General features: G+C 53.0%; 25 protein-coding genes and 1 riboswitch. Of the genes, 4 read left to right on the top strand and 21 right to left on the bottom strand.

Annotation, left to right across the window (positions count from 1 at the left end):
- Positions 1-28 precede the first annotated feature (28 nt).
- The 10 genes from cobS to cobD form a co-directional block, all read right to left on the bottom strand.
- Positions 29-847 (bottom strand): adenosylcobinamide-GDP ribazoletransferase, encoded by an 819-nt coding sequence (gene cobS, locus K7397_RS16195; RefSeq protein ID WP_223068975.1) that lies wholly within the window; start codon positions 845-847, stop codon positions 29-31.
- Positions 844-1410, bottom strand: a complete 567-nt coding sequence (cobU, locus tag K7397_RS16200) for a bifunctional adenosylcobinamide kinase/adenosylcobinamide-phosphate guanylyltransferase (protein ID WP_223068976.1) — start codon at positions 1408-1410, stop codon at positions 844-846. Before cobU ends, cobS begins: the two co-directional genes overlap by 4 nt.
- A gap of 3 nt (positions 1411-1413) precedes the next feature.
- Complete coding sequence (gene cobT, locus K7397_RS16205; RefSeq protein WP_223068977.1) at positions 1414-2475, bottom strand: nicotinate-nucleotide--dimethylbenzimidazole phosphoribosyltransferase; 1062 nt, start codon at positions 2473-2475, stop codon at positions 1414-1416.
- A 181-nt stretch (positions 2476-2656) separates the two neighbouring features.
- The gene (locus K7397_RS16210) at positions 2657-3478 is read right to left on the bottom strand and encodes an ABC transporter ATP-binding protein (protein WP_223068978.1); all 822 of its coding nucleotides are present in this window, start codon (positions 3476-3478) and stop codon (positions 2657-2659) included.
- Positions 3479-4522: a FecCD family ABC transporter permease gene (locus tag K7397_RS16215; protein ID WP_223068979.1), complete on the bottom strand. Its 1044-nt coding sequence runs from the start codon at positions 4520-4522 to the stop codon at positions 3479-3481.
- Complete coding sequence (locus K7397_RS16220) at positions 4519-5520, bottom strand: ABC transporter substrate-binding protein (protein WP_223068980.1); 1002 nt, start codon at positions 5518-5520, stop codon at positions 4519-4521. The genes K7397_RS16215 and K7397_RS16220 overlap by 4 nt, the downstream gene beginning before the upstream one ends.
- Before the next feature lie 314 nt (positions 5521-5834).
- A riboswitch (cobalamin riboswitch) is annotated at positions 5835-6049 on the bottom strand.
- A 114-nt stretch (positions 6050-6163) separates the two neighbouring features.
- Positions 6164-6907 (bottom strand): histidine phosphatase family protein, encoded by a 744-nt coding sequence (locus K7397_RS16225; protein WP_223068981.1) that lies wholly within the window; start codon positions 6905-6907, stop codon positions 6164-6166.
- A 44-nt stretch (positions 6908-6951) separates the two neighbouring features.
- Complete coding sequence (gene cbiB / locus K7397_RS16230) at positions 6952-7923, bottom strand: adenosylcobinamide-phosphate synthase CbiB (protein ID WP_223068982.1); 972 nt, start codon at positions 7921-7923, stop codon at positions 6952-6954.
- Entirely contained in the window at positions 7920-8642 is a 723-nt protein-coding gene (locus K7397_RS16235; protein WP_223068983.1) for an adenosylcobinamide amidohydrolase, read from the bottom strand. Before K7397_RS16235 ends, cbiB begins: the two co-directional genes overlap by 4 nt.
- Entirely contained in the window at positions 8643-9734 is a 1092-nt protein-coding gene (gene cobD / locus K7397_RS16240; protein ID WP_223068984.1) for a threonine-phosphate decarboxylase CobD, read from the bottom strand.
- A gap of 274 nt (positions 9735-10008) precedes the next feature.
- On the opposite strand from cobD, the gene K7397_RS16245 reads away from it, so the two are divergent.
- The 3 genes from K7397_RS16245 to K7397_RS16255 are packed head-to-tail and all read left to right on the top strand — an operon-like array spanning position 10009 to position 12794.
- Entirely contained in the window at positions 10009-11010 is a 1002-nt protein-coding gene (locus K7397_RS16245) for a lipoate--protein ligase (RefSeq protein WP_223068985.1), read from the top strand.
- Between the two features lies 1 nt (position 11011).
- Positions 11012-11950, top strand: a complete 939-nt coding sequence (locus K7397_RS16250; protein ID WP_223068986.1) for a DMT family transporter — start codon at positions 11012-11014, stop codon at positions 11948-11950.
- A 43-nt stretch (positions 11951-11993) separates the two neighbouring features.
- Positions 11994-12794, top strand: coding sequence for a Cof-type HAD-IIB family hydrolase (locus tag K7397_RS16255; protein WP_223068987.1), 801 nt, complete (start codon positions 11994-11996; stop codon positions 12792-12794).
- 81 nt (positions 12795-12875) lie between these two features.
- Here the strand turns inward: K7397_RS16255 and K7397_RS16260 are convergent, their stop codons facing one another.
- The 7 genes from K7397_RS16260 to K7397_RS16290 all read right to left on the bottom strand — a co-directional run bounded on the left by K7397_RS16260 (position 12876) and on the right by K7397_RS16290 (position 18607).
- On the bottom strand, positions 12876-13664 hold the full coding sequence (locus tag K7397_RS16260) for an MBL fold metallo-hydrolase (RefSeq protein WP_237690980.1): 789 nt from the start codon (positions 13662-13664) through the stop codon (positions 12876-12878).
- Between the two features lie 153 nt (positions 13665-13817).
- The gene (locus tag K7397_RS16265) at positions 13818-14879 is read right to left on the bottom strand and encodes a sulfate/molybdate ABC transporter ATP-binding protein (RefSeq protein WP_223068988.1); all 1062 of its coding nucleotides are present in this window, start codon (positions 14877-14879) and stop codon (positions 13818-13820) included.
- A gap of 129 nt (positions 14880-15008) precedes the next feature.
- Positions 15009-15401: a DUF2178 domain-containing protein gene (locus tag K7397_RS16270; protein ID WP_223068989.1), complete on the bottom strand. Its 393-nt coding sequence runs from the start codon at positions 15399-15401 to the stop codon at positions 15009-15011.
- Positions 15394-15609 (bottom strand): helix-turn-helix transcriptional regulator, encoded by a 216-nt coding sequence (locus tag K7397_RS16275; protein WP_223068990.1) that lies wholly within the window; start codon positions 15607-15609, stop codon positions 15394-15396. Before K7397_RS16275 ends, K7397_RS16270 begins: the two co-directional genes overlap by 8 nt.
- A 223-nt stretch (positions 15610-15832) precedes the next feature.
- Positions 15833-16423 (bottom strand): TetR/AcrR family transcriptional regulator, encoded by a 591-nt coding sequence (locus K7397_RS16280; RefSeq protein WP_223068991.1) that lies wholly within the window; start codon positions 16421-16423, stop codon positions 15833-15835.
- 3 nt (positions 16424-16426) lie between these two features.
- Positions 16427-17059 (bottom strand): YigZ family protein, encoded by a 633-nt coding sequence (locus K7397_RS16285; protein WP_223068992.1) that lies wholly within the window; start codon positions 17057-17059, stop codon positions 16427-16429.
- A gap of 192 nt (positions 17060-17251) precedes the next feature.
- Positions 17252-18607: a glucose-6-phosphate isomerase gene (locus K7397_RS16290; RefSeq protein WP_223068993.1), complete on the bottom strand. Its 1356-nt coding sequence runs from the start codon at positions 18605-18607 to the stop codon at positions 17252-17254.
- A gap of 178 nt (positions 18608-18785) precedes the next feature.
- On the opposite strand from K7397_RS16290, the gene K7397_RS16295 reads away from it, so the two are divergent.
- Positions 18786-19685, top strand: a complete 900-nt coding sequence (locus K7397_RS16295; protein ID WP_223068994.1) for an NAD(P)-dependent oxidoreductase — start codon at positions 18786-18788, stop codon at positions 19683-19685.
- A gap of 92 nt (positions 19686-19777) precedes the next feature.
- Here the strand turns inward: K7397_RS16295 and ppnP are convergent, their stop codons facing one another.
- The 4 genes from ppnP to K7397_RS16315 all read right to left on the bottom strand — a co-directional run bounded on the left by ppnP (position 19778) and on the right by K7397_RS16315 (position 24576).
- Positions 19778-20092 (bottom strand): pyrimidine/purine nucleoside phosphorylase, encoded by a 315-nt coding sequence (gene ppnP / locus K7397_RS16300; RefSeq protein WP_223068995.1) that lies wholly within the window; start codon positions 20090-20092, stop codon positions 19778-19780.
- A 146-nt stretch (positions 20093-20238) separates the two neighbouring features.
- On the bottom strand, positions 20239-22263 hold the full coding sequence (gene tkt / locus K7397_RS16305) for a transketolase (protein ID WP_223068996.1): 2025 nt from the start codon (positions 22261-22263) through the stop codon (positions 20239-20241).
- Positions 22264-22506: 243 nt separating this feature from the next.
- Positions 22507-23406: a formyltetrahydrofolate deformylase gene (gene purU, locus K7397_RS16310; protein WP_223069002.1), complete on the bottom strand. Its 900-nt coding sequence runs from the start codon at positions 23404-23406 to the stop codon at positions 22507-22509.
- Between the two features lie 60 nt (positions 23407-23466).
- Positions 23467-24576 carry a deoxyribonuclease IV gene (locus K7397_RS16315; protein ID WP_223068997.1) on the bottom strand — a complete coding sequence of 370 codons (1110 nt, stop codon included), beginning with the start codon at positions 24574-24576 and terminating at the stop codon, positions 23467-23469.
- Positions 24577-24850 lie beyond the last annotated feature (274 nt).

Consider the following 24850-nt stretch of genomic DNA (forward strand, 5'->3'; position numbering starts at 1 on the left):
CCTCTTCCCCCTTCTTTCTAAGCCTTGGCTAATGCAATAAGAGCAGCACGGTCAGCAGCAAAATGGCTTCAACCCCTTCGTTAAGCGCGCCGTAGGTATCCCCTGTCAATCCGCCCAGCTTCCGCACCATCGTCCGGGCTCCCCAGCTTCCTGCACCCCAGGATACGATTGGCTGAACAACAAGAAGGACAATGGCAGGAGCCCAATCATTTAACGCAGCGGCGCCCATATAGGCTGCGGAGGTCACCAGTGGAACGGCGGACAGCACAAGCGCTGATCCAAAAGCAAAGCCGGACGTTCCGCCTTCCAGACCGCTAAAAAGCCCGGCCAATCCTTCCCGGCCTTTTGCAGCCGGCCAGCGCGTCATCGCATAGGCGATAAACCAGCGGCTCCATATAGGAACGGTTATAAGCGCTGCGGCGGCAAGCGGGCTTTGTTCTTGTTCCAGCAAGCTTTCGATCAGCGTAAATTTCAGCAGCAGCAGAAGCACACAGCACAGCACGCCCATGGCTCCCACCCGGCTGTCCTTCATGATTTCCAGCATTCGTGCTCTTGACCGGTAGCTGAGCAGCGCATCAGCGGAATCCATCCAGCCGTCCAGATGCAGTCCGCCCGTCATCCATACCCAAACGATCAAAGTCAGCGCTGCCGCCGGCATGGCGGGGAGCGCCCATTGCCACAGAAGGCTGAAGCCCAATACCAGAGTGCCGATGGCGGCTCCTACAAGCGGGTAATGCTTTGTGCTTTTCTGCAGCAGCTCGGGCGTGAAATCAAGCTCCGTTTTCACCGGAAAGCGCGACAAAAATTGAAAGGCGGCAAGCAGAGGGGCCCGTCTGTTTACACTCATAGCTTGTACTCACGGCTTTTCAGCTCAACCGCAATCCCGGCCGTGACCAGAAACACTTCCGAAGAGACGGACGCGATGCGCCGGTTCAATATGCCCGTAAAATCCCGGTACATTCTTCCCAGGGCGTATTCGGGCACGATCCCGCTGCCGACTTCATTGCTCACCAGCGCCAAGCGTCCCGGAAATGCCTGCACGGCCGTGACCAGCCCGTCGATTTCTGCACTAACGGCATGGCTTGCCGCGGACAAGGCTCCGTGCTCCGCTTCTGCGCGAAGCAGGATGTTTGACAGCCATAAGGTCAGGCAGTCCACCAATACGATCTGCGTATCTGACCCGCCTAGCTGCGCAAGCCGTTCGTTCAGATGCACAGGCTCCTCCACAGTCCGCCAGTTGTATCCGGATCGTTCCCGCTGCTGCTGGTGCAGCGAAATCCGCTCTCGCATCTCCTCGTCAAACGCCTGTCCGGTAGCGATATATACGGCTGAATCTCCCTGTTTCATACACCATTTTTCCGCAAAAGAGCTTTTGCCGCTCCTGGCCCCGCCGGTCACCAGAATGCTCATGGCTTATGCATCCTCCTTGCCCGAGATGCCGGCGCTGTCGAACGTGGCCATTTCCTTCATAATCCGGCAGGCCGCCTCAATGAAGTGAAGGGCCAGCACGCCTCCGGTGCCTTCGCCGAGCCTCATGTCCATATGCAGCATCGGCGTAAGACCGAGCTCGCGCAGCAGCACGCCGTGGCCGTTCTCCGCGGACAAATGGGAGGCGATCATGTATGACGCCGATTCCGGAATCAGGCGCTGGGCCACAAGAGCCGCAGCGGACGAAATGAAGCCGTCGATTAGAATAGGACAGCGGCATGCCGCTGCACCGAGAATGACTCCGGCAAGTCCGCCGATTTCAAGTCCTCCTACTTTGGCGAGCACATCTACGGGATCTCCGACTGACGGTTTGTTGATCTCGAGCGCCCGCTGCACGACGACGCCTTTATGGCGCAGCCGTTCATCATCAATGCCGGTTCCCCGGCCTACGCTTTCCAGCGGCGTAATGCCGGTCAAAGCACTCATTACAGCCGCGCTGGCCGTTGTATTGCCAATGCCCATTTCACCGGTTACAAACAGTCGCGTGCCCTTCGCATAAGCCTCTCGAACGATTGCGATTCCGGTCTCAATGGCGGACAGCGCCTCTTCGCGGCTCATTGCCGGGCCTGCAGCCATATTGGCTGTTCCCGGACGCACCTTGCGGCGAATCAGACCGGGCACGGAAAGCTCTCCGATTACGCCAATATCCACGCAGGCGACGTCGGCGCCAGCCTGTCTGGCCAGCACATTGACCGCTGCCCCCCCGTTCAGGAAATTCAGCACCATCTGTCCGGTGACCTCCTGCGGAAATGCGCTGACCCCCTCGGCGCAAACGCCGTGGTCCGCAGCCATGACAACGACCAATTTCTGCGGGAAAGAAGGATAAGGATTCCCCGTTATGCCCGCAAGACGAAGAGCCAGCTCTTCCAGCTTGCCCAAACTTCCCGGCGGCTTTGTCAGACTGTCCAGCCTGGACTGGGCCTGCTGGATCGCTGCCTGATCAAGAGGCTCAATATTGCCAATGAGATGCTTCCAATCTTTCATCATTCACTCACTCCTCGCAAACTCGTATCTACTTACGTTAATCATACTTCTTATTCTTAAACAAAAACGGCGGAGAATTCTCCGCCGCTCGCCAAGCTTCCTTCTTCCAATGTGAAGCGCAATAATTATATTGCAGAATGGCGGGCCTTGCTCCGGCCGCTTTGATAAGCGCTCGCTCGCAAACTCACAGGCACTTTATCCTGTGCTGCGAAGTCGTCACGACATTACGGCTATCCGGCCTGAGCAAAAGCTGGGGCACTCCGCTGTCCGGGTGCTCCACAAGAGCCGATTCCACTTCAAACACCTCGCGCACCACTTCCGGATTCAGAATCTGCTTCGGCGTACCGGTAGCTGTAATATGCCCTTCCTTGAGGACCAGCAGCTTGTCGCAGAACAGGGCAGCCAGGTTCAGGTCATGGATGACCGCGACAACTGTCAATCCCGAATCCCTCTGCCAAGCCGAAACCAGCTCCATAAACTGGATTTGATACCGGATATCCAGAAATGTGGTCGGTTCGTCCAGCAGCACAATGGCCGGCTCCTGGGCCATGACCTTGCCGAGCGCAGCCCGCTGCCGCTGTCCGCCGCTAAGCTCATCCAGCGGTTTCGCGGCAAGCTCCGTGAGCTCAAGCTGCTTCATAATATTATCGATCAGGGCATCGGCATGCTCCGAGGTGTCGCGGCCCAGCCAATCCAGAAACGGAAATCTGCCCATTTCGATCACTTCCCGCACCGGAAAAGACACCGGCGGCAGCCCATCTTGCTGCAGCACAGCCAGCATGCGGGTCAGCTCCGTCCGGCTGTACACGCTGGCAGGCTTGCCGGCGAGCGCAATTTCTCCGCTGCCTGGCTTCTCGCTGCCGGAGATCAAATGGAGCAGCGTAGATTTTCCGCTTCCGTTTGGCCCTATAATGCCCCAGAACTCACCCTTTTGTACCGTCCAGCTCACCTGATGAAGCACAGGCGTGCTGCCGAAGGATTTACTGACCTTCTGAAGCTCGATCATCTAAGCAGCCGCCTCCCGTCGTTTCTTATTGCAATAGAGCAGATAAGCGAAGAACGGCGCGCCGACAAAAGCGGTCACAACGCCGAGCGGAATCTCCGTCGGGGCCAGAAGCGTTCTTGCCGCAAGGTCGCTCCACATCATGAAAATGCCTCCTCCAAGCACAGACAGCGGCAGGAGAAGCCTGTAATCCGGCCCAATGATCAACCTCAGCATATGAGGCACTACCAGGCCTACAAAGCCGATAACGCCGGATACCGAGACCGCCGCTGCCGTCATCAGCGTAGCGACCAGCAGCATCGTCAGTTTCGTCCGTTCCACGTCAAGTCCGGTATGGGCTGCCTGACGCTCGCCTAGCGCGAGCAGATTCAGCCTTCTCGTCCGGCTCCACAAAAACAAGGCTCCTAATAGCAGATAGGGAAAAAGGATAGCCGTATAGGACCATCCCCGGAGACTTAATCCGCCCATTGTCCAGTATAAAATTTCATTTACGGTTTTATTGGAGAGGGTCGTCAGAAAAGACACGATAGCTCCGAGAAAAGCCTGCATCACGACCCCGGACAGGATCAGACTCTCCGTCGGGATTTTACCGCGCTCGCGGGCAAGCCTCATCACGATCCACAGCGTCGCGATCCCGCTTGCAAAAGCAACAAGCGGCAGCGTGAAGATGCCAGCCAGCGAATACTGCCAGCCGAAAAAGATGAGCACGGCGGCTCCCACGGAGGCCCCCGATGAAACGCCGAGCGTAAACGGATCCGCTAGCGGATTGCGCAGCACCCCCTGAAAGGCGGCTCCCGCCGCCGCCAGCGAGGAGCCGACGAGCAGGCCGAGCACGACGCGCGGGAGCCTTACCTCGAGCACGATTTTCTCGGAGGCGTTATCCCAATCGGGGGTTATCCATTGCCCGATCAAAGGCAGCTTATGAAGCAAGATGCGGGCGATTTCACCGAGCGGCAGCGATACGGAGCCGACGCCTACGCAGATAAGCAGCGTAAGAACAAGCAGCAAGATGCCGACGCCGAGGCTCGCTGCCAGCTTTTTACTCATTGGAACAGATCCGGATAAATGGCTTTGGCCACTTCAATCAAACCTTCCGTAATACGCGGTCCGGTCCGGCTGAGCAAATTGTCGTCAAGCGCTACAACACGGTTCTCTTTGATGGCTGTAATCTGGTCCCATCCAGCGCGGGCTTTGATGATTTGATCCAGCGTCTTGCTGTTTTGATCCACTACGTTTTTGGAATACAGAATCACGTCGGGATTCGCTTTGATGATGTTCTCTTCGTTGATTTCATACCAGCCGGTTGCGTCGGCAGCGACGTTTACGCCCCCGGCCAGCGTGATCATTTCGTCCATAAACTCGCCTTTGCCGACCGTCCAGCCCGGAGAAAATTCGATGTAAACCTTCTTCTTCTGGTCCGTGCTTACCGATTTGATCTTCTCGGTCACCTGCGCCAGCTCCGCCTTCATTTTGTCGGTTACTTGCTTCGCTTCGGCCTGATGATCCGTGATCTGGCCGTACTGCTCGACATCCTGAATGACCGCATCCACCGTCTTCGGATTGAACTGGAACACTTTAATGCCGAGCTTGCGCAGCGCCTTGATCGTATCATCGCTGGTAATGCCTGCCGCAAAAACGACATCCGGCTTGGCGGCTACAATCGCTTCGGTGTTGATCTGCCAGCCGCCCATCTTCGGCTTGGATTTGGCCGCTTCCGGATAGTCGTCGTTGTCGGATACGCCAACAATTTGCTCATCCAGGCCAAGCGCAAACAGCATTTCCGTCTCCGATGGAGCAATGGATACTATCCGGGCTGGCGCGGCATCGAAGGTAACCTCCGTTCCGCTCGCATCCTTCAGGACAAGCGGATATGACGTATGCTGCTGCGCTTCCGCTGATGCGGAAGCCGGCGTATCCTGGCTCTGCGCCGCGCTGGCGGACGGGCTCGCCGCGTCGTTAGTCTTGTTGTTTGTGCCGCACCCTGCTGTAATGACGAGCATCAAGGCGATCAGCCAAATGCTCCATAGTCTTGAAAACTTCTTCATTTCTTCTCCCCCTAGTCTTAAATTACACATTTTCGAAAAATATTCGCTTGATCCTTGATGCGATAGTCCACCATGTCCGGAAGGAACGCTCCGGCTTCAGAGCTGAGGAAGCGTAAAAAGCCAAAACCGTCCAGCCTGAAGAAGGCATCGGTTCTAGAAAAAAAGCCCCTCCATCCAAGGAGGGGCTTTACGTCTACACAAAAGCAGAGTTGATCCTTGGAATCACTGGCCGTTTCTTTCAGAACGACGAACGGCAGCTTGCCACGGAGCACAGCTTCTTTTCCGGCAGAACGCAATCCTTTCCTCGAAGGACCGTATCTTGTTCCCTGCAGGCAGGTCTCCTGGCTTCCGGTTCAACCGGCAAATGCCCTGCCTTCCCACTTCGCTATTTCGCGAAGAAGTGGCGTTTAACCCCGGGCTTTGCCTTCCGGTTACAGTGGCGGGACCGCGCCGGTATTGCACCGGCTTCCCTATTAACCCGTACACTCTCTGATCAAGAGCTTACGGGACCTGCAAAGATTATAAGTATTCGCTTCTCAGTTCAAATATTCTCTATTGGATTATAGGGGAAAAAGAGCCGCCTTACAACCCAAAATAGATAACCCGTGTAAAGCGCTAAAGAAAAATAGCGCAAGTCGCCCGGTCAGCACAATACGCGCAGCCGTTCGCATTTTCCCGGTTCTGCCGTCTGCTCCCGAAACGGAAGCCCTCCAGCATACAAAGATTTCAGCAGACGGATGACGCCTCCATGGGTGACAATGAGCGCCCGAAAGGAGACGTCATCTTGTACGGAATCCGGCTTGTCCCGTGCCAGCTCCAAGTCCGGCTCCGGTCCCGGCTTTATTGCATGCCCGGCGTGTTCGGCGTATTCCACTTGTTCAGCGTGTTCGGCCTGTTCGGCGTTTCCGCCGTGTTTGGCGGGATACCGTGCCGCATATTCTCCGGCAAACGCCCTGGCCTTGCGCCTCAAATCAAGCATATATGATTTGACCCGGCCTTCGAACATGTCCCAGCTCTCCCCGCCCGGCGGGGTCGTCTGCTTGGGATCATCAATCCAGGCCCGGTAATCCGGGTTATGCCGCAGCATTTCGTAAGTGCAGCCTTCCCAGCCGCCGAAATTCATTTCGCGCAGCCGGCTGTCATAAGCGGCAGCCTCCGCAAGGTCGGGGCGGATGCAGAGCAGCGTTTCCCGGCAGCGGACAAGGTCGCTGCAATATACGGCGTCAAACGTTTCATAAGCCAGCTCAGCTTTAAGCCTGGCCAGCCCTGTGCAAGCTTCCGGCAGAAGGCCGATATCGCTATGCCCCAGATAGCGCCGCTCCGCGTTCCACCTGGTCATGCCGTGGCGGACCAAGACGAGCTCCAGCACCGTCCCGTTTCTGTTCATATCTTAAAATCGCCTCGCTTTACCGCTGAAATGACCCGTCCCCTTTAACTCCACCATAGGCCGGTTCCAAACAGGTATAATCCGAGCCCGCATAGCGCCGCGAAGCCCGAAGAAACCCCAAGCAGCAGGCGCGAAGCTCTTTCAATGTCGTCCGCTTCGGTTTCCCGGGTCTTCTCTCCCATATAGGCCCGGAACGACTTGACGCCATGGTAAACGTTCTCCCCGCCCAGGCGGATGCCAAGCGCTCCCGCAACCGCCGATTCGGGGTAGCCGCTGTTCGGGCTCGGATGCAGCTTCGCATCCCTCCGTACCATCCGCCACGCCCGTTTGGCGCTATGGCTTTGCAGCCATGCGGCGCAGACCAGAAGCAGCACGGTCAGCCGCGCCGGAATATAATTGGCTGCATCGTCAAGCCGGGCGGAGGCCCAGCCGAGATCCATGTATTTCTCGTTTTTGTAGCCGACCATGGAATCGAGCGTATTGACGGCCCGGTACGCCATCGCGAGCGGCGCGCCCCCGATGAGCGCATAGAACAGGGGCGAGACGACCGCGTCGACAATATTTTCGGCGACGGTCTCGACGGCCCCGCGGGCGATTTCCGGGGGCTCAAGGTGCGCCGTATCGCGGCCGACGATCATGCCGAGCGAGCGGCGCGCGGCGTTCAGGTCGCCGCGCTTCAGGTCCGCGCAGACCTGCATGCCGGCGTCGCGCAGCCCTTTGGCGGCGATCGTCGTCGCGATCAGCGCCACCTGCGCCGCCGCCGACAGCCAAGGGCTGACCTGGGCCAGCAGCCATACGGCGGCCCAGGTCAGCAGGAACGCGCCGCCGGCGACGCTCAGCGGCAGCAGCATGCCCGCGGCCTTGAAGCGGCGCGCGGGCACCCGCCGGCGAATCGCGGCCTCGATCCCGCGGATGGCCTTCCCCATCCCGATGACGGGATGGGGAAGCCAGCGGGGATCGCCGATGAGCCGGTCGAGGATGTAGGCGGCGGGGATGATCCACCACGCCGCGATCATGTCCGCTCGCTCCTATCGGCGAGCGATTCCGTCACCGCGGCGTAGACAAGGCGGCCAATCCGGCCGCCGAGGTCGGTCGCCGTGCCCGCATATTTGTGCAGCGGCCCGCCGGCGCGGCTCTGGCTCACGGCGAGCATGACGGCATCGGTCGTCGTGCCCGTCGCGACTCCTCCGGTCTCGGGATCACGGATCCCGAGATCGGCCAATGCGGCGGCCTTCGCCTCCGTCGCCGTCATCAGAGCGTTCACCATCGCCGCAGGCGTCAGGCGCCCGTTCACGGCGAGCATGATGTTGATCGTTCCCGGCACATAATCGGCCGGGAACGTCGTCCGCCTCACGCCCGCCTTCGCCCCGTTCCCGACCCCGGCCGTCACGCAGCACAGCACGCCGGCGCACTCATCCTGCTCTTCAAAAATCGAGGCGCGGTCCATCTTCACGGCGGTCAGCAGCCCCGCCGTCGTCTCCAGCGGATATCCCCATGCGTCCAGCAGCTCCCGGATGTCTCGCTCCGGATCGTCGCACCGGTAGAACTTGTCCACGTAAATGTTGACCATTGTACGGATCCGGACCATCCCCCCGCCAAATACGGCGCTGCCGACCGCTTCGGTCAGCTCCGGGAAATGCAGCGCAAGATGCCGCTCACCCCTCGTCACTTCCAGGCCCGGCCAAACCTCGGACGCGTATGCCTTTATAACTTGTTTCTCAAATGGCCTTGTCACCTAACATTCCTCCTCAAGAACCGCCTTCATGTCATGCAGCAGCCGGCCGTTCGCTGCGGCATCTTTAACGGCAACCCGGATATCGCGCTCGGTGAGTCCCGGATACATGGCGCAGCTGCGGACAAGCACGCCCCTTCGGCCCAGAGCGTCCTGCACGGCTGCGACCGTTTGATGCTCCGGCAGTCTCACCAGCAGAAAATTGGCTTCACCAAGGCAAACGAAGCAGCCAAGACTCGCCAAGCCCTGCCGCAGCAAATCACGCTGCCCGGCAATCAGCCTGATTGTCTCCTCCTCGTACGCTTCATGCCTGCCGAGGCAAAATTCGCCCGCCAACAACGCCAGTCCGTTGACGCTCCAGGTCACCTGCTTATTCGCAAGGGACTGAATCAGCTCAGGATGGCCTATGCCGTAGCCCAGTCTGAGTCCAGGAATAGCGTAAAATTTTGTCATAGAGCGGATCAGCAGCACATGCCGATAGCGCTCCAGGTCCGAAAGCAGGCTCTGCCGCTGCTGCTTTGGAATAAAGTCTATAAAGGCTTCGTCCACAATCAGATGCGTTTGGCAGCGCTCCGCCGCTTCCGCTAAGCGGACCAGCTCACCCGCGGGATACTGCACGCCGTTCGGGTTGTTAGGCTGTCCAAGGAACAGGACGTCCACCTTTTGCATCAACGAAGCAATGTCTTCCTCCGCTGCCTTGTAATTATTCTCCGGATTCCCCCTCACCGACATTACCGCAGCGCCAAACTTGCGCGACAATTCGGCATACTCCGAAAAGCACGGCTCCACAATGCCCACCAAACGCGGCGCAAGCGCAAGCAGAGCGAGCGCCATCACTTCGGCTGCCCCGTTTCCGATGATGAGCTGGCCGGTCCGCACATGCAGCCGGCTGCCCAGCAGCTCTTTCATTGCCCGGTGCCCGGGATCGGGATAGCGGATGATGCTGCCCAGCTCTTCTTTTAGCAGAGCAAGCAGACCCGGAGGTGGACCGAGCGGGTTAATGTTTGCGCTGAAATCCAGAAAGGATTTGGGCGGAAGCCCATACCGTTTCGCGGCGGTTTCGATATCGCCGCCATGGCCGTATTTTTCAAGCATGCAAAAAAGCTCCTCTATTCATATTTGTTCCTGAATTAATATGTATCCTTCTGTGATTCCACCTGCACCGGCCCCCAAATTATGCGCCTGGCTGAACTGGCGTTCCCGTCGGGATGTGCCCCCATTATGGCTTACTCCGACTTTTTTCGTCAATATTGCCCGGGTAATTTTCGTCATTCTTCAGCATCTTCTTTGGTTTCCTGCTCGTTTGGTTTACAATAGTTAAGGGCGAGCCAATCATCAAACTTTTGTCGCACGGGAGGGCATTTATATTATGCTGTTTATTGATAATCAGGGCATCACGGATGCCTCGATCAACCTTGCCATTGAAGAATATGCGTTAAGACATCTGCCTGTGGATGAGACTTATCTGCTGTTCTACATCAACGCTCCGTCCATCATCATCGGCAAGCATCAGAACACGATTGAAGAAATCAACGCCGAATATGTCAAGGAGCATGGCATTCAGGTCGTACGCCGTTTATCCGGGGGCGGGGCCGTCTATCACGATTTAGGCAACCTGAATTTCAGCTTTATTACGAAAGACGACGGAGAGTCCTTCCATAACTTCCGCAAGTTTACCCAACCGGTGGTGGAAGCTCTGAAGCAGTTTGGCGTCAACGCCGAGCTCACCGGACGTAACGACCTCCAGGTCGGAGAGCAAAAAATTTCCGGCAACGCCCAATTTTCCACAAGAGGCCGCATGTTCAGCCACGGCACGCTGATGTTTAATTTGAATCTGGATCACGTCCAGGCAGCCCTGAATGTCAATCCGGAAAAATTCAAATCCAAGAGCACCAAGTCGGTTCGCAGCCGCGTAGCCAATATCATTGATTTTATGGACAAGAAAATCACTATTGAAGAGTTCCGCAGCGAGCTCCTCCGTTATATTTTCGCGATGGAGCCAAACGCCGTTCCCCGCTATGAGCTGAAGGAGCAGGACTGGGCCAAAATCCATGAGATCTCCAACAACCGCTACAAACACTGGGATTGGAACTATGGCCTTTCTCCGGAATGCAATGTGAAGCACGCCCGCAAATTCCCGGTTGGCATCATTGATCTGCGGATGGATATCAAAGACGGTCATATCCAGGAAATCAAAATTTACGGCGACTTCTTCGGGGTAGGTGACGTAGCCGATATCGAAAACCGGCTGCGCGGTGTACGATATGAAGAAACAGCGGTTCGAAGCGGGCTGGCGGAAACCGATCTGAAGCATTACTTCGGCAATCTGGAAACGGACGACTTTATCGGTCTCGTTTTTCTGGAAGAATAGCATGAACCGTTCACGACTTGCAGATCTAAGTCTGCTGGCCGTCGCCTTGATGTGGGGGTGTACGTTTCTCATCGTTCAGCACGCCGTTCATGCGCTTCCGCCGCTTATGTTCAATGCTGTACGCTTTATCGGCGCTTCAGTCCTGCTTGCCATGATCATCACGCTCTTTTACCGGAAACAGTGGCTGAACATCAGCTGGCGGATGGCCGGGCACGGACTGCTGCTTGGACTGCTGCTGTTTGCGGGCTATGGCCTCCAGACGATGGGACTTTTGTATACGACGACTTCAAATGCCGGGTTTATCACCGGATTGTCCGTCATCCTTGTGCCGTTCCTGTCGATGTTCCTGTTTCGCAGCAAACTGTCCAAATCCATTTGGATCAGCGCCGCGCTTGCCGCAGCAGGCTTGTACTTGCTGACCTTCAGCAGCGGCGGCATGTCGCTGGGTAAAGGGGACGCCCTCATCCTGCTGTGCGCCATCGCATTTGCCCTGCATATCGGCTTTACCGGCGTATTTGCGCCGCGTTATCCCGCATTGCCTTTGGCTGCCCTGCAGCTTGGCGCCACCGGGCTCTTCAGCCTCGCTGCCTCGCTTGCTTTTGAAGCCACAGGCTCTGCCGGTGAACTCACCCACACGATTCTGCTTCCTAAGGTGTTTTACGCGCTGCTCATTTCAATCGGCCCTACGAGCGCATTCGCCTTCTGGATCCAGACAGTTGCGCAGCAGCACACGACTCCTGCCAGAGTGGCCGTTATATTTGCGATGGAGCCTGTATTTGCCGCCGCAACCGGCGTTATTTTCGCGGGTGAACAGCTCGGCTGGATTGCGCTGCTCGGCTGCGCGTCCATTTTGGCGGGAATACTTCTGTCCGAGCTGAATCCGGGGGAGACGTCCAGGCAGTCCCCGCGTTCAACCAAATTACAAGAGACAAGTTCGTAGGCAGCCTGCTGCTGCCCTGCGAGCCACAAAAGGAGAGAAACCGATGTACAAACTGATGGCTATCGATATCGACGACACGCTCATTAATGATGACAAGGAGGTTACCCCTGGCGTACAGGAGGCTTTGGAGAAAGCTGTTGCTGCCGGCGTTGTCGTCACCTTGGCGACCGGCCGGGCTTACGCTTCCGCGCAGGCAATTGCCCGCCAAACCGGGCTTAATGTTCCGATTATTACTTACCAGGGAGCTTTGGTTAAAAACCTGCTGGATGAAAAGGTTCTTTACGAACGCTACGTTCCCCTGGATGCGGCCAAAAAGCTGTACCAATACTGCATAGAGCACAACCTGCATCTGCAAACCTATGTCGATGACAAGCTTTACGCCCGCGAAGAGAATCAGAAGCTGATCGATTACGTGGGTCTGAATAAAACCAGATATTATATTGAGCCAGACTTTGAAAAAATGATTGCCCTCCCAACCCCCAAGTTTCTCATTATTGACGAGCCTGACTATCTGGACGAAATCGCTCCGGTTCTGCGGGAGTTGCTTGGAGACGGCGTTCACATTACGAAATCAAAACCTCATTTTCTCGAAATTATGCATAAGGAAGGCACCAAAGGTATAGCCCTCGAGTTTCTCGCCAAGCATTTCGGCTGCGAAATGTCCGAAACGATTGCCATCGGGGACTCCTGGAACGACCATGAAATGCTGGAAGCCGCAGGCCTTGGCGTAGCCATGGGCAATGCAATCGCTCCGCTCAAGGAAATCGCCGGCTACGTTACCGCTTCGAATAACGAGGACGGCGTGAAGCAGGTCATCGACAAATTTATTCTCGGCCAGGAATAAGACAGTTTGACAAAATACTTCCGAACTGAAAACAATCCCTCCTTCGTGGGCCCTTAGTCCATCCGGGAGGGATTGTTCTATTTAAGCTTCCTGAGACAAAGCCGCTTTCATTCCCGGTACTGCGATCTGCACTCCGGCGGGCAGCCCGTATTCCTTCTTGATGTCGATGTCATGGGACATATGTGTGAAAATCGTTGCTCCAGGCTGCACTTCCCGAATCAGTTCCAGCGCTTCCGTCATGTCATAGACGGACCGGGTCGAGAATTCGGCATGTTCTTTGTAAAAGCTTGTCCCCAGCACAAGCAAGTCAGCTGCAAAGAGAGGCTGCTTCTGCTGGGGAGTGAGTGCGATGGAGTCCGAACAATAGACCCAGGCGAAGCCCGGCTTCGCAAGGCGGTAGGCGTAAGCATAGCCGTTCTTCCCGTGATTGACCTTCCAGCCCCGAATCTCCCAGCCGGCCAGCTTAACGCCTTGATCCAGCGGGTGAAGGTGGGCGTTTCTTTCCAGCCAAGGGAACTGCCGGAGAATGGTGTCAATGACTTCCTGCGGAGCATATAAGCTTCCTTTTCGTTCCAGCCAGCGGCAAGCATCTGCCCATTCAGGCAGTCCGCCGATATGATCGAAGTGCGCGTGTGTAATTACGATATGCTGGATAAAGGTCAGTCTGGCCCGCTCCATCTGGGTCCGCCAATCCGGACCGCAATCGATCAGGAATTCTCCCTGCTCTCCACTAACATATACCGATGAACGCAAACGGCGGTTCAGCCCTTCCTTCCTGGCCTCCTCACAGACAGAGCATTTGCAGTAAACTCTGGGTACCCCCATCGCATCTCCTGTTCCCCAAAACCACAATTGATCCGTATTTCCCATGGCGCTTCTGCACTCCTCTTCTTGGTAATCTACTTTTCACCATAGCAAAAGAAAACGCCTTCTATCAACATTTCCCGCGCAAAAAGCCCGGTCCTGCCGAATGCTTCGGCAGAAACCGGGCCCAAAATGGCCGGGATTCCGTCTTCCTTAGGTTTAAATAATGACAGGCAGCGGGTCATTCTTCAACCGGTTCTCGACGACCCTGCTCTCCTCGTCCCCAAATAGATAGGCCCGGTGTATCAAGACGCGAACGGGATCACCAGGCTTCAGCGTTTCTTTTTCCAGCGACCGGTAGGTGGCCAGCCTGCGGCCTTTTACTTCCACCTCGACAAGCCATTCGCTTCCCCGGAAATGGATATGCTTAATTGTTCCGGATTCCGTTGCGGACAGCAATCTGAACTCGTTCTCCCGGCCCGCTTCAATATATTCCGGACGGATCAACGCCTTCGTCCCTGGCTTGCCCGCTTCTTCGAACCCTTTGAGTTCATGAGCGTCCTCCACCAGAGTCGATTCACCCACAAATGTGGCGACAAAAGGCGTGCTCGGCTGATTGTAGATCTCCCAAGGGGTTCCCTTCTGCTCCAGACGGCCTTGGTTAATGATCATAATTTCATCCGCGACCTCGATCGCCTCTTCCTGGTCGTGCGTGACGAAAATGGAGGTAATCCCTACCTCTTCGATCAGTTCGCGCAGCCAGGTCCGCAGCTCCTGACGGATTTTGGCGTCAATGGCCGCAAAAGGTTCGTCAAGCAGCAGCAGCTGCGGATAGGGAGCCAGCGCCCGGGCAAAAGCAACACGCTGGCGCTGACCGCCCGACAGCTGGTGAGGGTAACGCTTTTCAAATCCTTTAAGACCTGTCAGCTCAACCAGCTCCATCACCCTGTCTCTGATTTCCGCTTTGGGGCTTTTCTTTATTTTCAGTCCAAACGCAATATTGTCAAAAACCGTCATATGCTTAAACAGGGCATAGCTCTGGAATACAAATCCGATGCCGCGATCTTGTGGAGAAAGCCGGTTGACACGCTCGCCGTGGAACAGAATATCTCCGCTGTCCGGCTGCTCCAGACCGGCCAGCATGCGCAAAATGGAGGTTTTTCCGCCGCCGCTCGGTCCGAGCAGACCAATCAGCTTTCCTTTTTCAATACTGAAATTTACATCCTTTACGGCATGAAAGTCACCGAAGTGCTTATCCAAATGCTGTACTTCGACATGCATCCCAGAACTCACCCTTTCTATAAAGCCATCGATTTATAAATTAATCTTATCAATATACTATGATTTAAAGCTACTTTACCAAACTAAAATATGTCCGTCAACTTCCATTCTTGACCGTTTTTGATGAAATTATTTATATCTCTTTGAATATATAAACTCTGTAATCGGAAGGGTAACAAATGTAAGTCCGACCACAATAAGCAAAGGAAAATTCTTAATATCATTCAAATTCGTTACACCTTCAGAAATGAACAGAATTAACCCCGCCAAAATCATTAACACAAAATACCCGATCTTTGCACTCTGAGTTTCAATATGCCTGTCTAATTCGTCTTTCTTTCCACCGCCTTCATGGTCCCCCCAATTAAGCCAATTTAAAAAATAGGATAAGGCAAGAAAACTAAAGAATATCGAACTTCCATCTATAGTCTCAAATCTCACCCATCTGTATAGAGTCCATCCAACCAACGTACAAAAAACGACAAAGGTTAATACAGCAATGGCTTTTTTTGTATTATTCATTCCTTTTTCCTCCATTCTCGAAATGTATAAATAAATCCTCCATTGTCGTCCCTAACTTTTTGGCAATATCAAATGCTAACTGTAAACTTGGATCATATTTGTTGTTCTCGATAGCGTTAATCGTTTGCCTGCTTACATTACATAGTTCTGCTAATTTGCCTTGTGAGAGATTATTTTTTTCTCTGTATTCCTTAATTCTATTTTCCATTCCATCTGCCACCTCTACGTAAGGTGTAAAATAATCTTTACACCTATATGATAAAATAAGACAAAAAAGGTGTCAAACATATTTGACACCTTTTTTGTCTTATTTTACTTTATAAATTCTACTTCTACAAAATCTAAACTTCGCACTATTATTTCAACGTTTTAAAGAGTTTTAGTTATGATAGTGTAATGCAATAAAGCATCATCCTAAAAATAAAAACGCCCTACTTCACGGCATTTGCATTGCTTAAAAATTTGACATGGGCAATTGCAGACGGCATAATTTCATCGAAACTTACCCGACCTTGAATGTAGTATGAAATGAAACCATGTAAACCGAGGAACATGCTGAGCGGAAGTGACAAGTTGTTTTCTTGCGGATGCTGCTCTTCCTTCAAATATTTGCGGACAATCGAAGCAAAACGTTCATAGCACTTTGTTTGCTCGGTCCGGCAGTAAGCCAAAATTTCCTCATCCCGCAGCATAAACATGATTTCATACTGATGAGGATGATCAAGCCCAAACTTGATGAATTCGAGCATAAGCTGTTCAACCCGCGTCAAACCTTCTACAGGCGGGCGGTTCATCACCTGCTCAAACAGCATGGCAACATGATGAAAGTCCTGAACGACAATTGCATAGAACAATTCGGCTTTCTCTTTGAAATGATAATACAAAGAACCGTGGCTGTAGCCCAAATGCTGCCCGATGCTGCGCATCGAAATCGCCCTGTAGCCTTTCGTAATAAACAAATGCCTTGCGGCATCCATTATCCTCTCTCTCGACAATTCATGCTCTACTGCTCTTCTGGCCATATCCTATTCTCCTTCGATAAAATAGATCCTTTCTCCTTCGGTAATTTCGGATTGTCCTTGTGTCAGATCCGTCATCCATGCTTGAAACTCCTCTGCTTCCCGATCGAGCGGCAGACAAAGCAATGTGACTTTATCCGTAAATTCCGTAGGTCCCATTCGGATACCTCGACCTCTCAGCTCATTCTCTACTTTTCCCAGCCATGTATAATCTAATTCTACAACAAATTCGCGATGGAGTATACGTGTAATGGGATCTCCCCATTCAATCGCAGCGACCGCCCCGTCGGTATAAGCGCGGATGAGGCCACCGGCCCCGAGCAAAATACCTCCAAAATAACGGGTAACGACAATAGCCACATTTTTAAGTCCCTGGTTACGAATGACTTCCAATATCGGTTTGCCGGCTGTCCCGCTTGGTTCTCCGTCGTCTGACTGCTTCTGGATTTCGTCTCGTTCACCAATCATATAGGCCGAACAGTTGTGAGTTGCATTCCAATGCTTCTTCTTGATGTCTTCAATAAAGGCGACCGCTTCCGCTTCATCCTTTACCGGCATAATATGGCCGATAAATCTCGACTTCTTGATGACAATTTCTTTACTGCCCGGTCCTCGCACCGTTTTGTATGTATCCAACATATGCTCAAACCATCCTTTTGTGTCAAGATTTCGCAAAATTCGATTTCAGCCCCGCTGCCCGGACCTTGCAAAATCCTTATGTACCAAGAAGCAGTTCGGCCTGCCTGAAAAAAAGCGGCGAACTGCTCCATTGGCATTCTCCCCATATAACGGGGCTAATTTCTTACATGTGCTCCGAAACGTGCTCCCAAATTACTCGGAAAGTCTGGCTTCCAGCTCTGCCTTTTCTTTCTCGTAACCCGGCTTGCCAAGAAGGGCGAACATGTTCTTCTTGTATGCTTCAACGCCAGGCTGGTCAAACGGATTGACACCGGACAGATAACCGCTGATGCCGCATGCTTTTTCAAAGAAATATACGAGATATCCGAACGAATAAGGAGTCATATCCTTGACATTCACAATCAGGTTAGGAACCTGTCCGTCGGTATGTGCCAGCAGCGTGCCCTGGAACGCCTTTTTGTTGACAAAGTCCATCGTCTTCCCTGTCAGGAAGTTGAGCCCGTCAAGGTCCGCCGGATCTTCTTCAATCGTGATATGGCTTTTCACTTCTTCCACCTGGATGACGGTTTCGAAGATGTTCCGGTTGCCTTCCTGGATGAATTGGCCCATGGAGTGAAGATCTGTCGAGAAATCGACGGAAGCCGGATAAATACCTTTGTAATCCTTGCCTTCGCTTTCACCGTACAGCTGCTTCCACCATTCGGAAACGTAGTGCAGGGAAGGCTCATAGTTAACGAGAATTTCCGTTACTTTCCCTTTGCGGTACAAGGCGTTGCGGACAGCCGCATATTGATACGCACCGTTCTCGGCTACGTTAGGATTGCTGTATTCCTTGGCCGCATCGGCAGCGCCCTTCATGATCTCTTCGATGTCGATGCCGGCTGTCGCGATAGGCAAGAGGCCGACGGCAGTCAGAACGGAATAGCGTCCGCCCACATCGTCCGGAATAACGAAGGTTTCGTAGCCTTCTTCGTTCGCAAGCTTCTTCAAAGCGCCTCTCTCGCGGTCGGTTGTCGCGTAAATCCGTTTGCGGGCTTCTTCCTTGCCGTATTTCTTCTCAAGCGCCGCGCGGAAAATACGGAATGCAATGGCAGGCTCGGTTGTCGTGCCGGATTTCGAAATGACATTAACGGAAAAGTCCTTGCCTTCAATCAGTTCCAGCAAATGGCTCACGTAAGTGGAGCTGATGTTGTTGCCGGCGAAGTAAATTTCCGGCGTCTTGCGTTTGTCCTTCGGCAGCAGGTTATAGAAGGAATGCTGCAAAGCTTCAATCGCTGCGCGCGCCCCCAGATAGGAACCGCCGATGCCGATGACGATCAGCACTTCGGAATCGCCTTGAATCTTCTTGGCAGCCTGCTGGATGCGGGCAAACTCTTCCTTGTCGTAGGCTGTTGGAAGATCAATCCAACCCAGGAAATCCGACCCTGCGCCGGTTCCATTATGTAATTGCTCATGCGCCAGACGAATCGGTTCAGCGAAGTAGTCCACTTCATGCTGATTCACGAACGAAAGGGCTTTGCTGTAATCGAAACTAACTTGTTTAGACATTACGATAACGCCTCCGTTAACTTGTATAGTGATATAGTGACACGGCTTGTTCAAAACGGAACAACTTAAACCTAGAATACTGTAAAATAGGGGTGAAAACAAGGGCACATTATACATGAACATGACCATCGTGCTAAAATATAGAAAATATTAAAATATCGTTTGGGAGGAGAACCATATGAAAAAGATCGGATTTATCGGGCTTGGCACCATGGGAGCGCCCATGGTTTCCAATCTGATTAAGAAAGGCTATAAGACAGCTGTATATAACCGTACCGCCTCCAAGGCAGCTCCCCTGGCCGAAGAAGGCGCCTCTATTGCCGCTACTCCCCGCGAAGCTGCGAAAGGGCAGGATGTTGTCATTACCATGGTAAGCGACGACGCTTCGATTTCCGCTGTTTATGAGGGTCCGGATGGTCTGCTGGCAGGGATCGGCAAAGGAACGACCGTGATCGACTCCAGCACCATTTCTCCGGCTTTTTCCAAGAAGCTGGCTGGTCAGGTGGAGGAGCTCGGCGGGACGTTCCTGGATGCTCCGGTCACGGGCAGCAAGCCGGCGGCAATTGACGGCACGCTTGTCTTTATGGTTGGCGGACCTGCCGAGACTGTGGAAGCGCAGCAGGATATTTTTGATACTCTTGGCAAAAAAGTGCTGCATATGGGCGAGAACGGGACAGGCTCCGTCGCCAAGCTTGCGCACAATACAATCGTCGGCATCAACAATCTGGCCCTGATCGAAGGCTTTGCCATCGCCTCCAAATCAGGCCTTCCTGTCGATGCGTTTTTGGAGCTGGTGCAGCTGGGATCGGCAGGCAGCAAAGCGGCCGAGCTCAAAGGCCGGAAAATTATCGAGCACAACTTCGATAATCAGTTCTCGCTGTCTCTTATGCTGAAGGATCTCAAGCTCGCTTCTTCCCTGACCGACGGCGCCTCCATCCCGTCTCCAATGCTGAATTTGACTAAAACGTTGTTTCAGTCGGGCCAGACGCAGGGCTTCGGCGACGAGGATTTGTCTTCTGTCGTGAAGGTGTACGAGCAGTGGATCGGACAGAAAATCGGCGGAGAAAAGCTGAATTAGTCGACCTTTTGATAACGTGAAGCGATTATGGCAGAAGGGCCGTATCATATACGATACGGCCCTTCTGCACGTTTATTTTATCTAAAACAATGCTATGCTCCGTAAGAGCACAAGTAGTCCGTTACACTGCGCACCTCAAGCTTGAAGGAGCTTTTCGCAGGGACGAAAAATGTGCTTGCCCCGTTAATTTCCTTCCACTCGGTCTCACCCGGCAGCAGCACCTTCAAATCGCCGGCCAGAATCTCCATCGTTTCTTCCGCATCCGTCCCGAACTCGTATTCGCCCGGAAGCATGATGCCAAGCGTCACTCTGCTGCCGTCAGGCAGCCAGACCGTTCTGCTGGTAACCTTCCCTTCAAAATACACATTGGCTTTTTTATCGACCGTTACATTTTGCAGCTGAGACATGACTCTTGTTCCCCCGCTCTTCTTCATTAATGAATTATGGTATGGTGTAGTTCCTTGTTCATAGAGGCCGACTTTACGGCAGGCCAGAATACCTATAAATTAGGCGCTGCGGGCAAGGCCCACAGCGCCTGTGGCTTCGGTTAAAATTACAGCTGTTCTTTAACGAGCTTCACTACATTTTCGACCGTGAAGCCATATTCTTCGATCACCTTGTCGCCAGGTGCGGATGCGCCAAACGTATTGATTCCGAGGATTTTGCCGCTTTCGCCGACAAAACGCTCCCAGCCGAACGGATGCGCCATTTCAACGGCTACGCGCGCCTTAACGTCAGGCAGGATGACGGAATCCTTATAAGCCTGATCCTGCTTATCGAAGAGATCCCAGCTTGGCAGGCTGACAACGCGCACTTGAATGCCTTCTTCAGCCAGCTTCGCTTGCGCTTTAACGGCAAGCTGCACTTCGGAGCCTGTCGCGATGAGTTGCGCCACCGGTTTGCCGTCCTTAGCGTCGGATACTACGTAACCGCCGCGTTTGACGCCTTCGCGCGCCAGCTCTGCCGTCTTCTCCAGGATCGGCAGATTTTGGCGTGTTAGCACCAGTGCTACCGGGTTGGATTTGTTCTCTACCGCATAAGCCCATGCCGCGGAAGTTTCGTTGCCGTCCGCAGGACGAATCACGGTCAGACCCGGAATGATGCGCAGGGAAGCAAGCTGCTCGATCGGCTCGTGCGTAGGACCGTCTTCACCGACTGCAATACTGTCATGAGTCAGCACGTAAGTAACAGGCAGCTTCATAATGCTGGCCAGACGGACAGCCGGACGCAAGTAGTCCGTAAATACGAAGAAGGTGCCGCCGAATACTTTCAGACCGCTGTGAAGGGCGATACCGTTCATAGCCGCAGCCATGCCAAATTCACGAACGCCAAAATAAATGTTGCGGCCGTCATAGCTGCCTGGCTTGTAATTGGTCAGACCTTTCAGATGGGTCATCGTGGAGCTTTCCAGGTCGGCAGAACCGCCGACAAGGTTAGGCACATTCGGAGCCAAACCGTTTAACGCATTGCCGGAAGCCACGCGAGTGGATACCGCTTTGTCCTGGGAGCTGTATTTCGGCAGATCTTTGTCCCAGCCTTCAGGAAGGTCGCCGGAGACAGCCACTTCGAACTGTGCTGCAAGCTCCGGGAATTCCGCTTTGTATTTCGCAAACTTCTCGTTCCATTCTTTGTTGGCCCCGATGCCTTGCTGTTTCACCTCAGCAAAATGAGCACGCACTTCCTCAGGAACATAGAAATCTTCTTCATAAACCCACTTGTAAAATTCTTTGGTCAGCTTTGCTTCTTCAGGTCCAAGCGGAGAACCATGAGTACCGCCGTGGCCGCCTTTACCCTGCTTGTTCGGACTGCCGTAGCCGATGACCGTCTTCACTTCGATCAGGGTCGGATGATCCGTATCTTTCTTGGCTTCTTCAATCGCTGCAGCAAGGGCGTTCATATCGTTGCCGTCTTTAACGAGCAGCGTTTGCCAGCCGTAAGCTTCGAAACGCTGTCTTACATTCTCGGAGAAGCTCAGGTTCAGTTCGCCGTCAAGCGAAATATCGTTGGAGTCATAGAGGAAAATCAGTTTGCCAAGCTTCAGATGACCCGCAAGCGATGCCGCTTCAGACGAAACGCCTTCCATCAAGTCGCCGTCGCCGCAAATGCCGAACGTATAATGGTCTATAATTTTATGGTTGTCTTTGTTGTAGGTTGCTGCCAGCTGTTGTTCAGCCATGGCCATACCGACAGCCATCGAAATGCCTTGACCAAGCGGACCTGTTGTTGCGTCAACGCCTGCCGTATGACCGAATTCCGGGTGGCCCGGCGTTTTGCTTCCCCATTGACGGAACTGCTTGATGTCGTCCAGTGAAAGATCATAACCGCTGAGGTGAAGCAGGCCGTACAGAAGCATGGAGCCATGCCCTGCGGACAGCACAAAACGGTCGCGGTTGACCCAGGTCGGATTTTCCGGATTGTGTTTCATCGTTTTGGCAAAAAGCTGGTAGCCCATTGGCGCGGAGCCCATCGGCATGCCGGGATGACCTGATTTTGCTTTCTCAATAGCATCGATCGCGAGAGTACGGATCGTTGTAATCGACAAGGCTTCGATTTCTTTGTTCTGTGTAATTGAACTCATGAATTCTTTCCTCCTCTATTCCTTTCAAGGAATATGTTAGGTTGTATTGATACCATCATTTCGAAAAAGTCAAAATGACTTTTTATGTCCGCAGATATTGTATCACATTTCCAAACCTCTTTTCTACATCTTTCGCTTGCCCGGTTTGGATCCATTACGTTATCAACTTTGCCCACAAAGCACTGCTTTCCATACATTACCCGCGGGCTTCGCACTTATATACGATAAAGGAAAAATGTCAAATCATCCAAAAACTACCGTTTTGTTGTTGTGGACCAGAATCCGGTCTTCAATATGCCATTTCACGGCCCGGGCCAGAACGACGCGTTCGATGGTACGGCCGATCCGTTTCAGCTCCGCGACATTGTCGCGATGGCTGACGCGCTGAACGTCCTGTTCAATAATCGGACCTCCGTCCAGCTCTTCGGTGACATAATGGGCGGTTGCTCCAATGATTTTCACGCCTCGGTCATAAGCCTGCGCATAGGGCTTGCCTCCCACAAAGGCCGGCAGAAAGGAGTGGTGAATGTTAATGAGACGATTGCGGTACGGATGAATCAGCGCCGGGCTTACAATCTGCATATATCTGGCCAGAATAATCAGATCGACTTGTCCGTTTACAAGCTCAAGCTGCCGCTGCTCCGCTTGGCTCTTTGTCTCAGGCGTAACCGGGATATGGTGGTAAGGAATACCGAAAGATTCGACATACTCCTTCATATCCGGGTGATTGCTGATCACCATGGCAATTTCAGCATCGAGATCGCCGGCCTGCCACTGCCACAGCAGTTCAACAAGGCAATGATCCTCTTTGGATACAAAAATAGCGAGCTTCTTCTTGCGGCTGATGGGATGAATGGACCATTCCATGCTGAAGCTTTCCGCCACCTTTTCAAAATCCCGCTCAAGGTCGCCAAGCTTGTCCTGAAGCTGCTGGAGATCAAATTCAATCCGCATGAAGAACATGCCGCCTTCCGGATTCATCGTATACTGATCCGACTGCACGATATTCGCTCCATGCTCGAACAAAAACCGCGATACTGCGGCAACAATACCCGGCCCATCCGGACATGAAATCAGCATTCTGGCCCGATTCTCGTCATTTTGCGAGCCGTTTTGTCCTCCCATCTTGAAATGCTTGTCCATATTCCTCATTATGACTGACCCCTCTCGATTTCGCGAAATTACATTTAGTCTGTTGTCTGATTACTTCCCTGCAAGCCAAACAATCAAACGCTGATTGATAGCTTCTTCACTCAATTCAGGGAAAATTTCCGCCTCGTTCACCAAATCATACAGACGCTCAAGCGGCTCCCGAGGATTGGCTTTTTTGGCTTTAGCATCGTTCTTAAGCATGTCCCATGTACTCAGCACAAAAGAACGCGCCTGAATGTCCTGTTTCATAAAGAAGGATTTCAATATCTCTATGTCATTTAGAAAGGACTCCCCAAAACGCCCCGCTACATTGCCGCGCAAAAGCGCGATTTCGGCCTCATACATCGGGCGCTGTGTTTTAACATCCTTTCCAACCCAAGGCGTTTCCAAAATAAAAGGAAGATCCTTCAACGCTTCATGCTGCGTAAAGCGCTGAATAGCATCAAATCCGATATACCCCGTTCCGATCGGCGTATGGCGGTCTTTTCGCGAACCGGAAGGATTTTTACTGTCGTTAATATGCATAACGCGTATCCGCTTCAGTCCGACGTAACGGTCAAATTCCTCAAGCACTCCGTCCAGGTCATTTACGATATCGTAACCGGCATCATGAATGTGACAGGTGTCCATTGTAACCGTAAGACGTTCGTTGTGCGTAACTTTATCTATAATACGAGCCAGTTCCTCAAAGCTGCGGCCCATTTCCGTCCCTTTGCCGGCCATTGTCTCCAAAGCGATATTCACTTCGGTCTCATTCGTTCCGTTCAGCACTTCATTAAGGCCCCCAGCAATCCGTTCAATGCCGTATTCCGCGTCTTTGTCGGTGAATGCTCCGGGATGCAGCACAATTTCGGTGACTCCAAGCGCGTGGGTACGGTGAATTTCCTGCTGCAGGAAATCTACGGCAAGCTGATAAATATTAGACTTATAAGAACCTAGATTAATAATATAAGGAGCATGTACAACAATTTCATCGATGCCGGCTCCCTGCATCAGCGCTTTGCCTTCTTCGATATTCATGGTCTCAATTGGCTTGCGCCGTGTATTCTGCGGAGCTCCCGTATATATCATAAATGTGTTGGATCCATACGAAGCCGCCTCTTTCGTTGCGGTGACCAACCCTTTATCGGAGAAGGACACATGTGAACCTATTTTTAACATTTGGATGCTCCTTTCAAATCCTTGTCCTATCATCAGGATATCCCCCCTATTTTAGCCCGAATACTGAAATAAATCTAGCAGACCGCTATAATTCATTTATGGTAATAGGAAAGGAACATCTTGACAAAAACACGATTCTTAAAGAAACTGGACAGTGAAAAGTTCTAAGGGTTAAGAAGCCAGAGAATCGCTGTCAAAATCAAGCTGCTCTTGCTTGGAGCGGATTATTCTCGTTATGGATAGATGCGGGTTGCGAGCAAACAGGTGAAAAATA

The sequence above is a fragment of the Paenibacillus caui genome (assembly GCF_019904135.1).
Classification (GTDB): domain Bacteria; phylum Bacillota; class Bacilli; order Paenibacillales; family Paenibacillaceae; genus Fontibacillus; species Fontibacillus caui.

Bases quoted from the DNA above. Each gene is read 5' to 3' on its own strand.
- cobS (WP_223068975.1), bottom strand. From the start codon at position 847: ATGAGTGTAAACAGACGGGCCCCTCTGCTTGCCGCCTTTCAATTTTTG.
- cobU (WP_223068976.1), bottom strand. From the start codon at position 1,410: ATGAGCATTCTGGTGACCGGCGGGGCCAGGAGCGGCAAAAGCTCTTTT.
- cobT (WP_223068977.1), bottom strand. From the start codon at position 2,475: ATGATGAAAGATTGGAAGCATCTCATTGGCAATATTGAGCCTCTTGAT.
- K7397_RS16210 (WP_223068978.1), bottom strand. From the start codon at position 3,478: ATGATCGAGCTTCAGAAGGTCAGTAAATCCTTCGGCAGCACGCCTGTG.
- K7397_RS16215 (WP_223068979.1), bottom strand. From the start codon at position 4,522: ATGAGTAAAAAGCTGGCAGCGAGCCTCGGCGTCGGCATCTTGCTGCTT.
- K7397_RS16220 (WP_223068980.1), bottom strand. From the start codon at position 5,520: ATGAAGAAGTTTTCAAGACTATGGAGCATTTGGCTGATCGCCTTGATG.
- K7397_RS16225 (WP_223068981.1), bottom strand. From the start codon at position 6,907: ATGAACAGAAACGGGACGGTGCTGGAGCTCGTCTTGGTCCGCCACGGC.
- cbiB (WP_223068982.1), bottom strand. From the start codon at position 7,923: ATGATCGCGGCGTGGTGGATCATCCCCGCCGCCTACATCCTCGACCGG.
- cobD (WP_223068984.1), bottom strand. From the start codon at position 9,734: ATGCTTGAAAAATACGGCCATGGCGGCGATATCGAAACCGCCGCGAAA.
- K7397_RS16245 (WP_223068985.1), top strand. From the start codon at position 10,009: ATGCTGTTTATTGATAATCAGGGCATCACGGATGCCTCGATCAACCTT.
- K7397_RS16250 (WP_223068986.1), top strand. From the start codon at position 11,012: ATGAACCGTTCACGACTTGCAGATCTAAGTCTGCTGGCCGTCGCCTTG.
- K7397_RS16255 (WP_223068987.1), top strand. From the start codon at position 11,994: ATGTACAAACTGATGGCTATCGATATCGACGACACGCTCATTAATGAT.
- K7397_RS16260 (WP_237690980.1), bottom strand. From the start codon at position 13,664: ATGGGAAATACGGATCAATTGTGGTTTTGGGGAACAGGAGATGCGATG.
- K7397_RS16265 (WP_223068988.1), bottom strand. From the start codon at position 14,879: ATGCATGTCGAAGTACAGCATTTGGATAAGCACTTCGGTGACTTTCAT.
- K7397_RS16270 (WP_223068989.1), bottom strand. From the start codon at position 15,401: ATGAATAATACAAAAAAAGCCATTGCTGTATTAACCTTTGTCGTTTTT.
- K7397_RS16275 (WP_223068990.1), bottom strand. From the start codon at position 15,609: ATGGAAAATAGAATTAAGGAATACAGAGAAAAAAATAATCTCTCACAA.
- K7397_RS16280 (WP_223068991.1), bottom strand. From the start codon at position 16,423: ATGGCCAGAAGAGCAGTAGAGCATGAATTGTCGAGAGAGAGGATAATG.
- K7397_RS16285 (WP_223068992.1), bottom strand. From the start codon at position 17,059: ATGTTGGATACATACAAAACGGTGCGAGGACCGGGCAGTAAAGAAATT.
- K7397_RS16290 (WP_223068993.1), bottom strand. From the start codon at position 18,607: ATGTCTAAACAAGTTAGTTTCGATTACAGCAAAGCCCTTTCGTTCGTG.
- K7397_RS16295 (WP_223068994.1), top strand. From the start codon at position 18,786: ATGAAAAAGATCGGATTTATCGGGCTTGGCACCATGGGAGCGCCCATG.
- ppnP (WP_223068995.1), bottom strand. From the start codon at position 20,092: ATGTCTCAGCTGCAAAATGTAACGGTCGATAAAAAAGCCAATGTGTAT.
- tkt (WP_223068996.1), bottom strand. From the start codon at position 22,263: ATGAGTTCAATTACACAGAACAAAGAAATCGAAGCCTTGTCGATTACA.
- purU (WP_223069002.1), bottom strand. From the start codon at position 23,406: ATGGACAAGCATTTCAAGATGGGAGGACAAAACGGCTCGCAAAATGAC.
- K7397_RS16315 (WP_223068997.1), bottom strand. From the start codon at position 24,576: ATGTTAAAAATAGGTTCACATGTGTCCTTCTCCGATAAAGGGTTGGTC.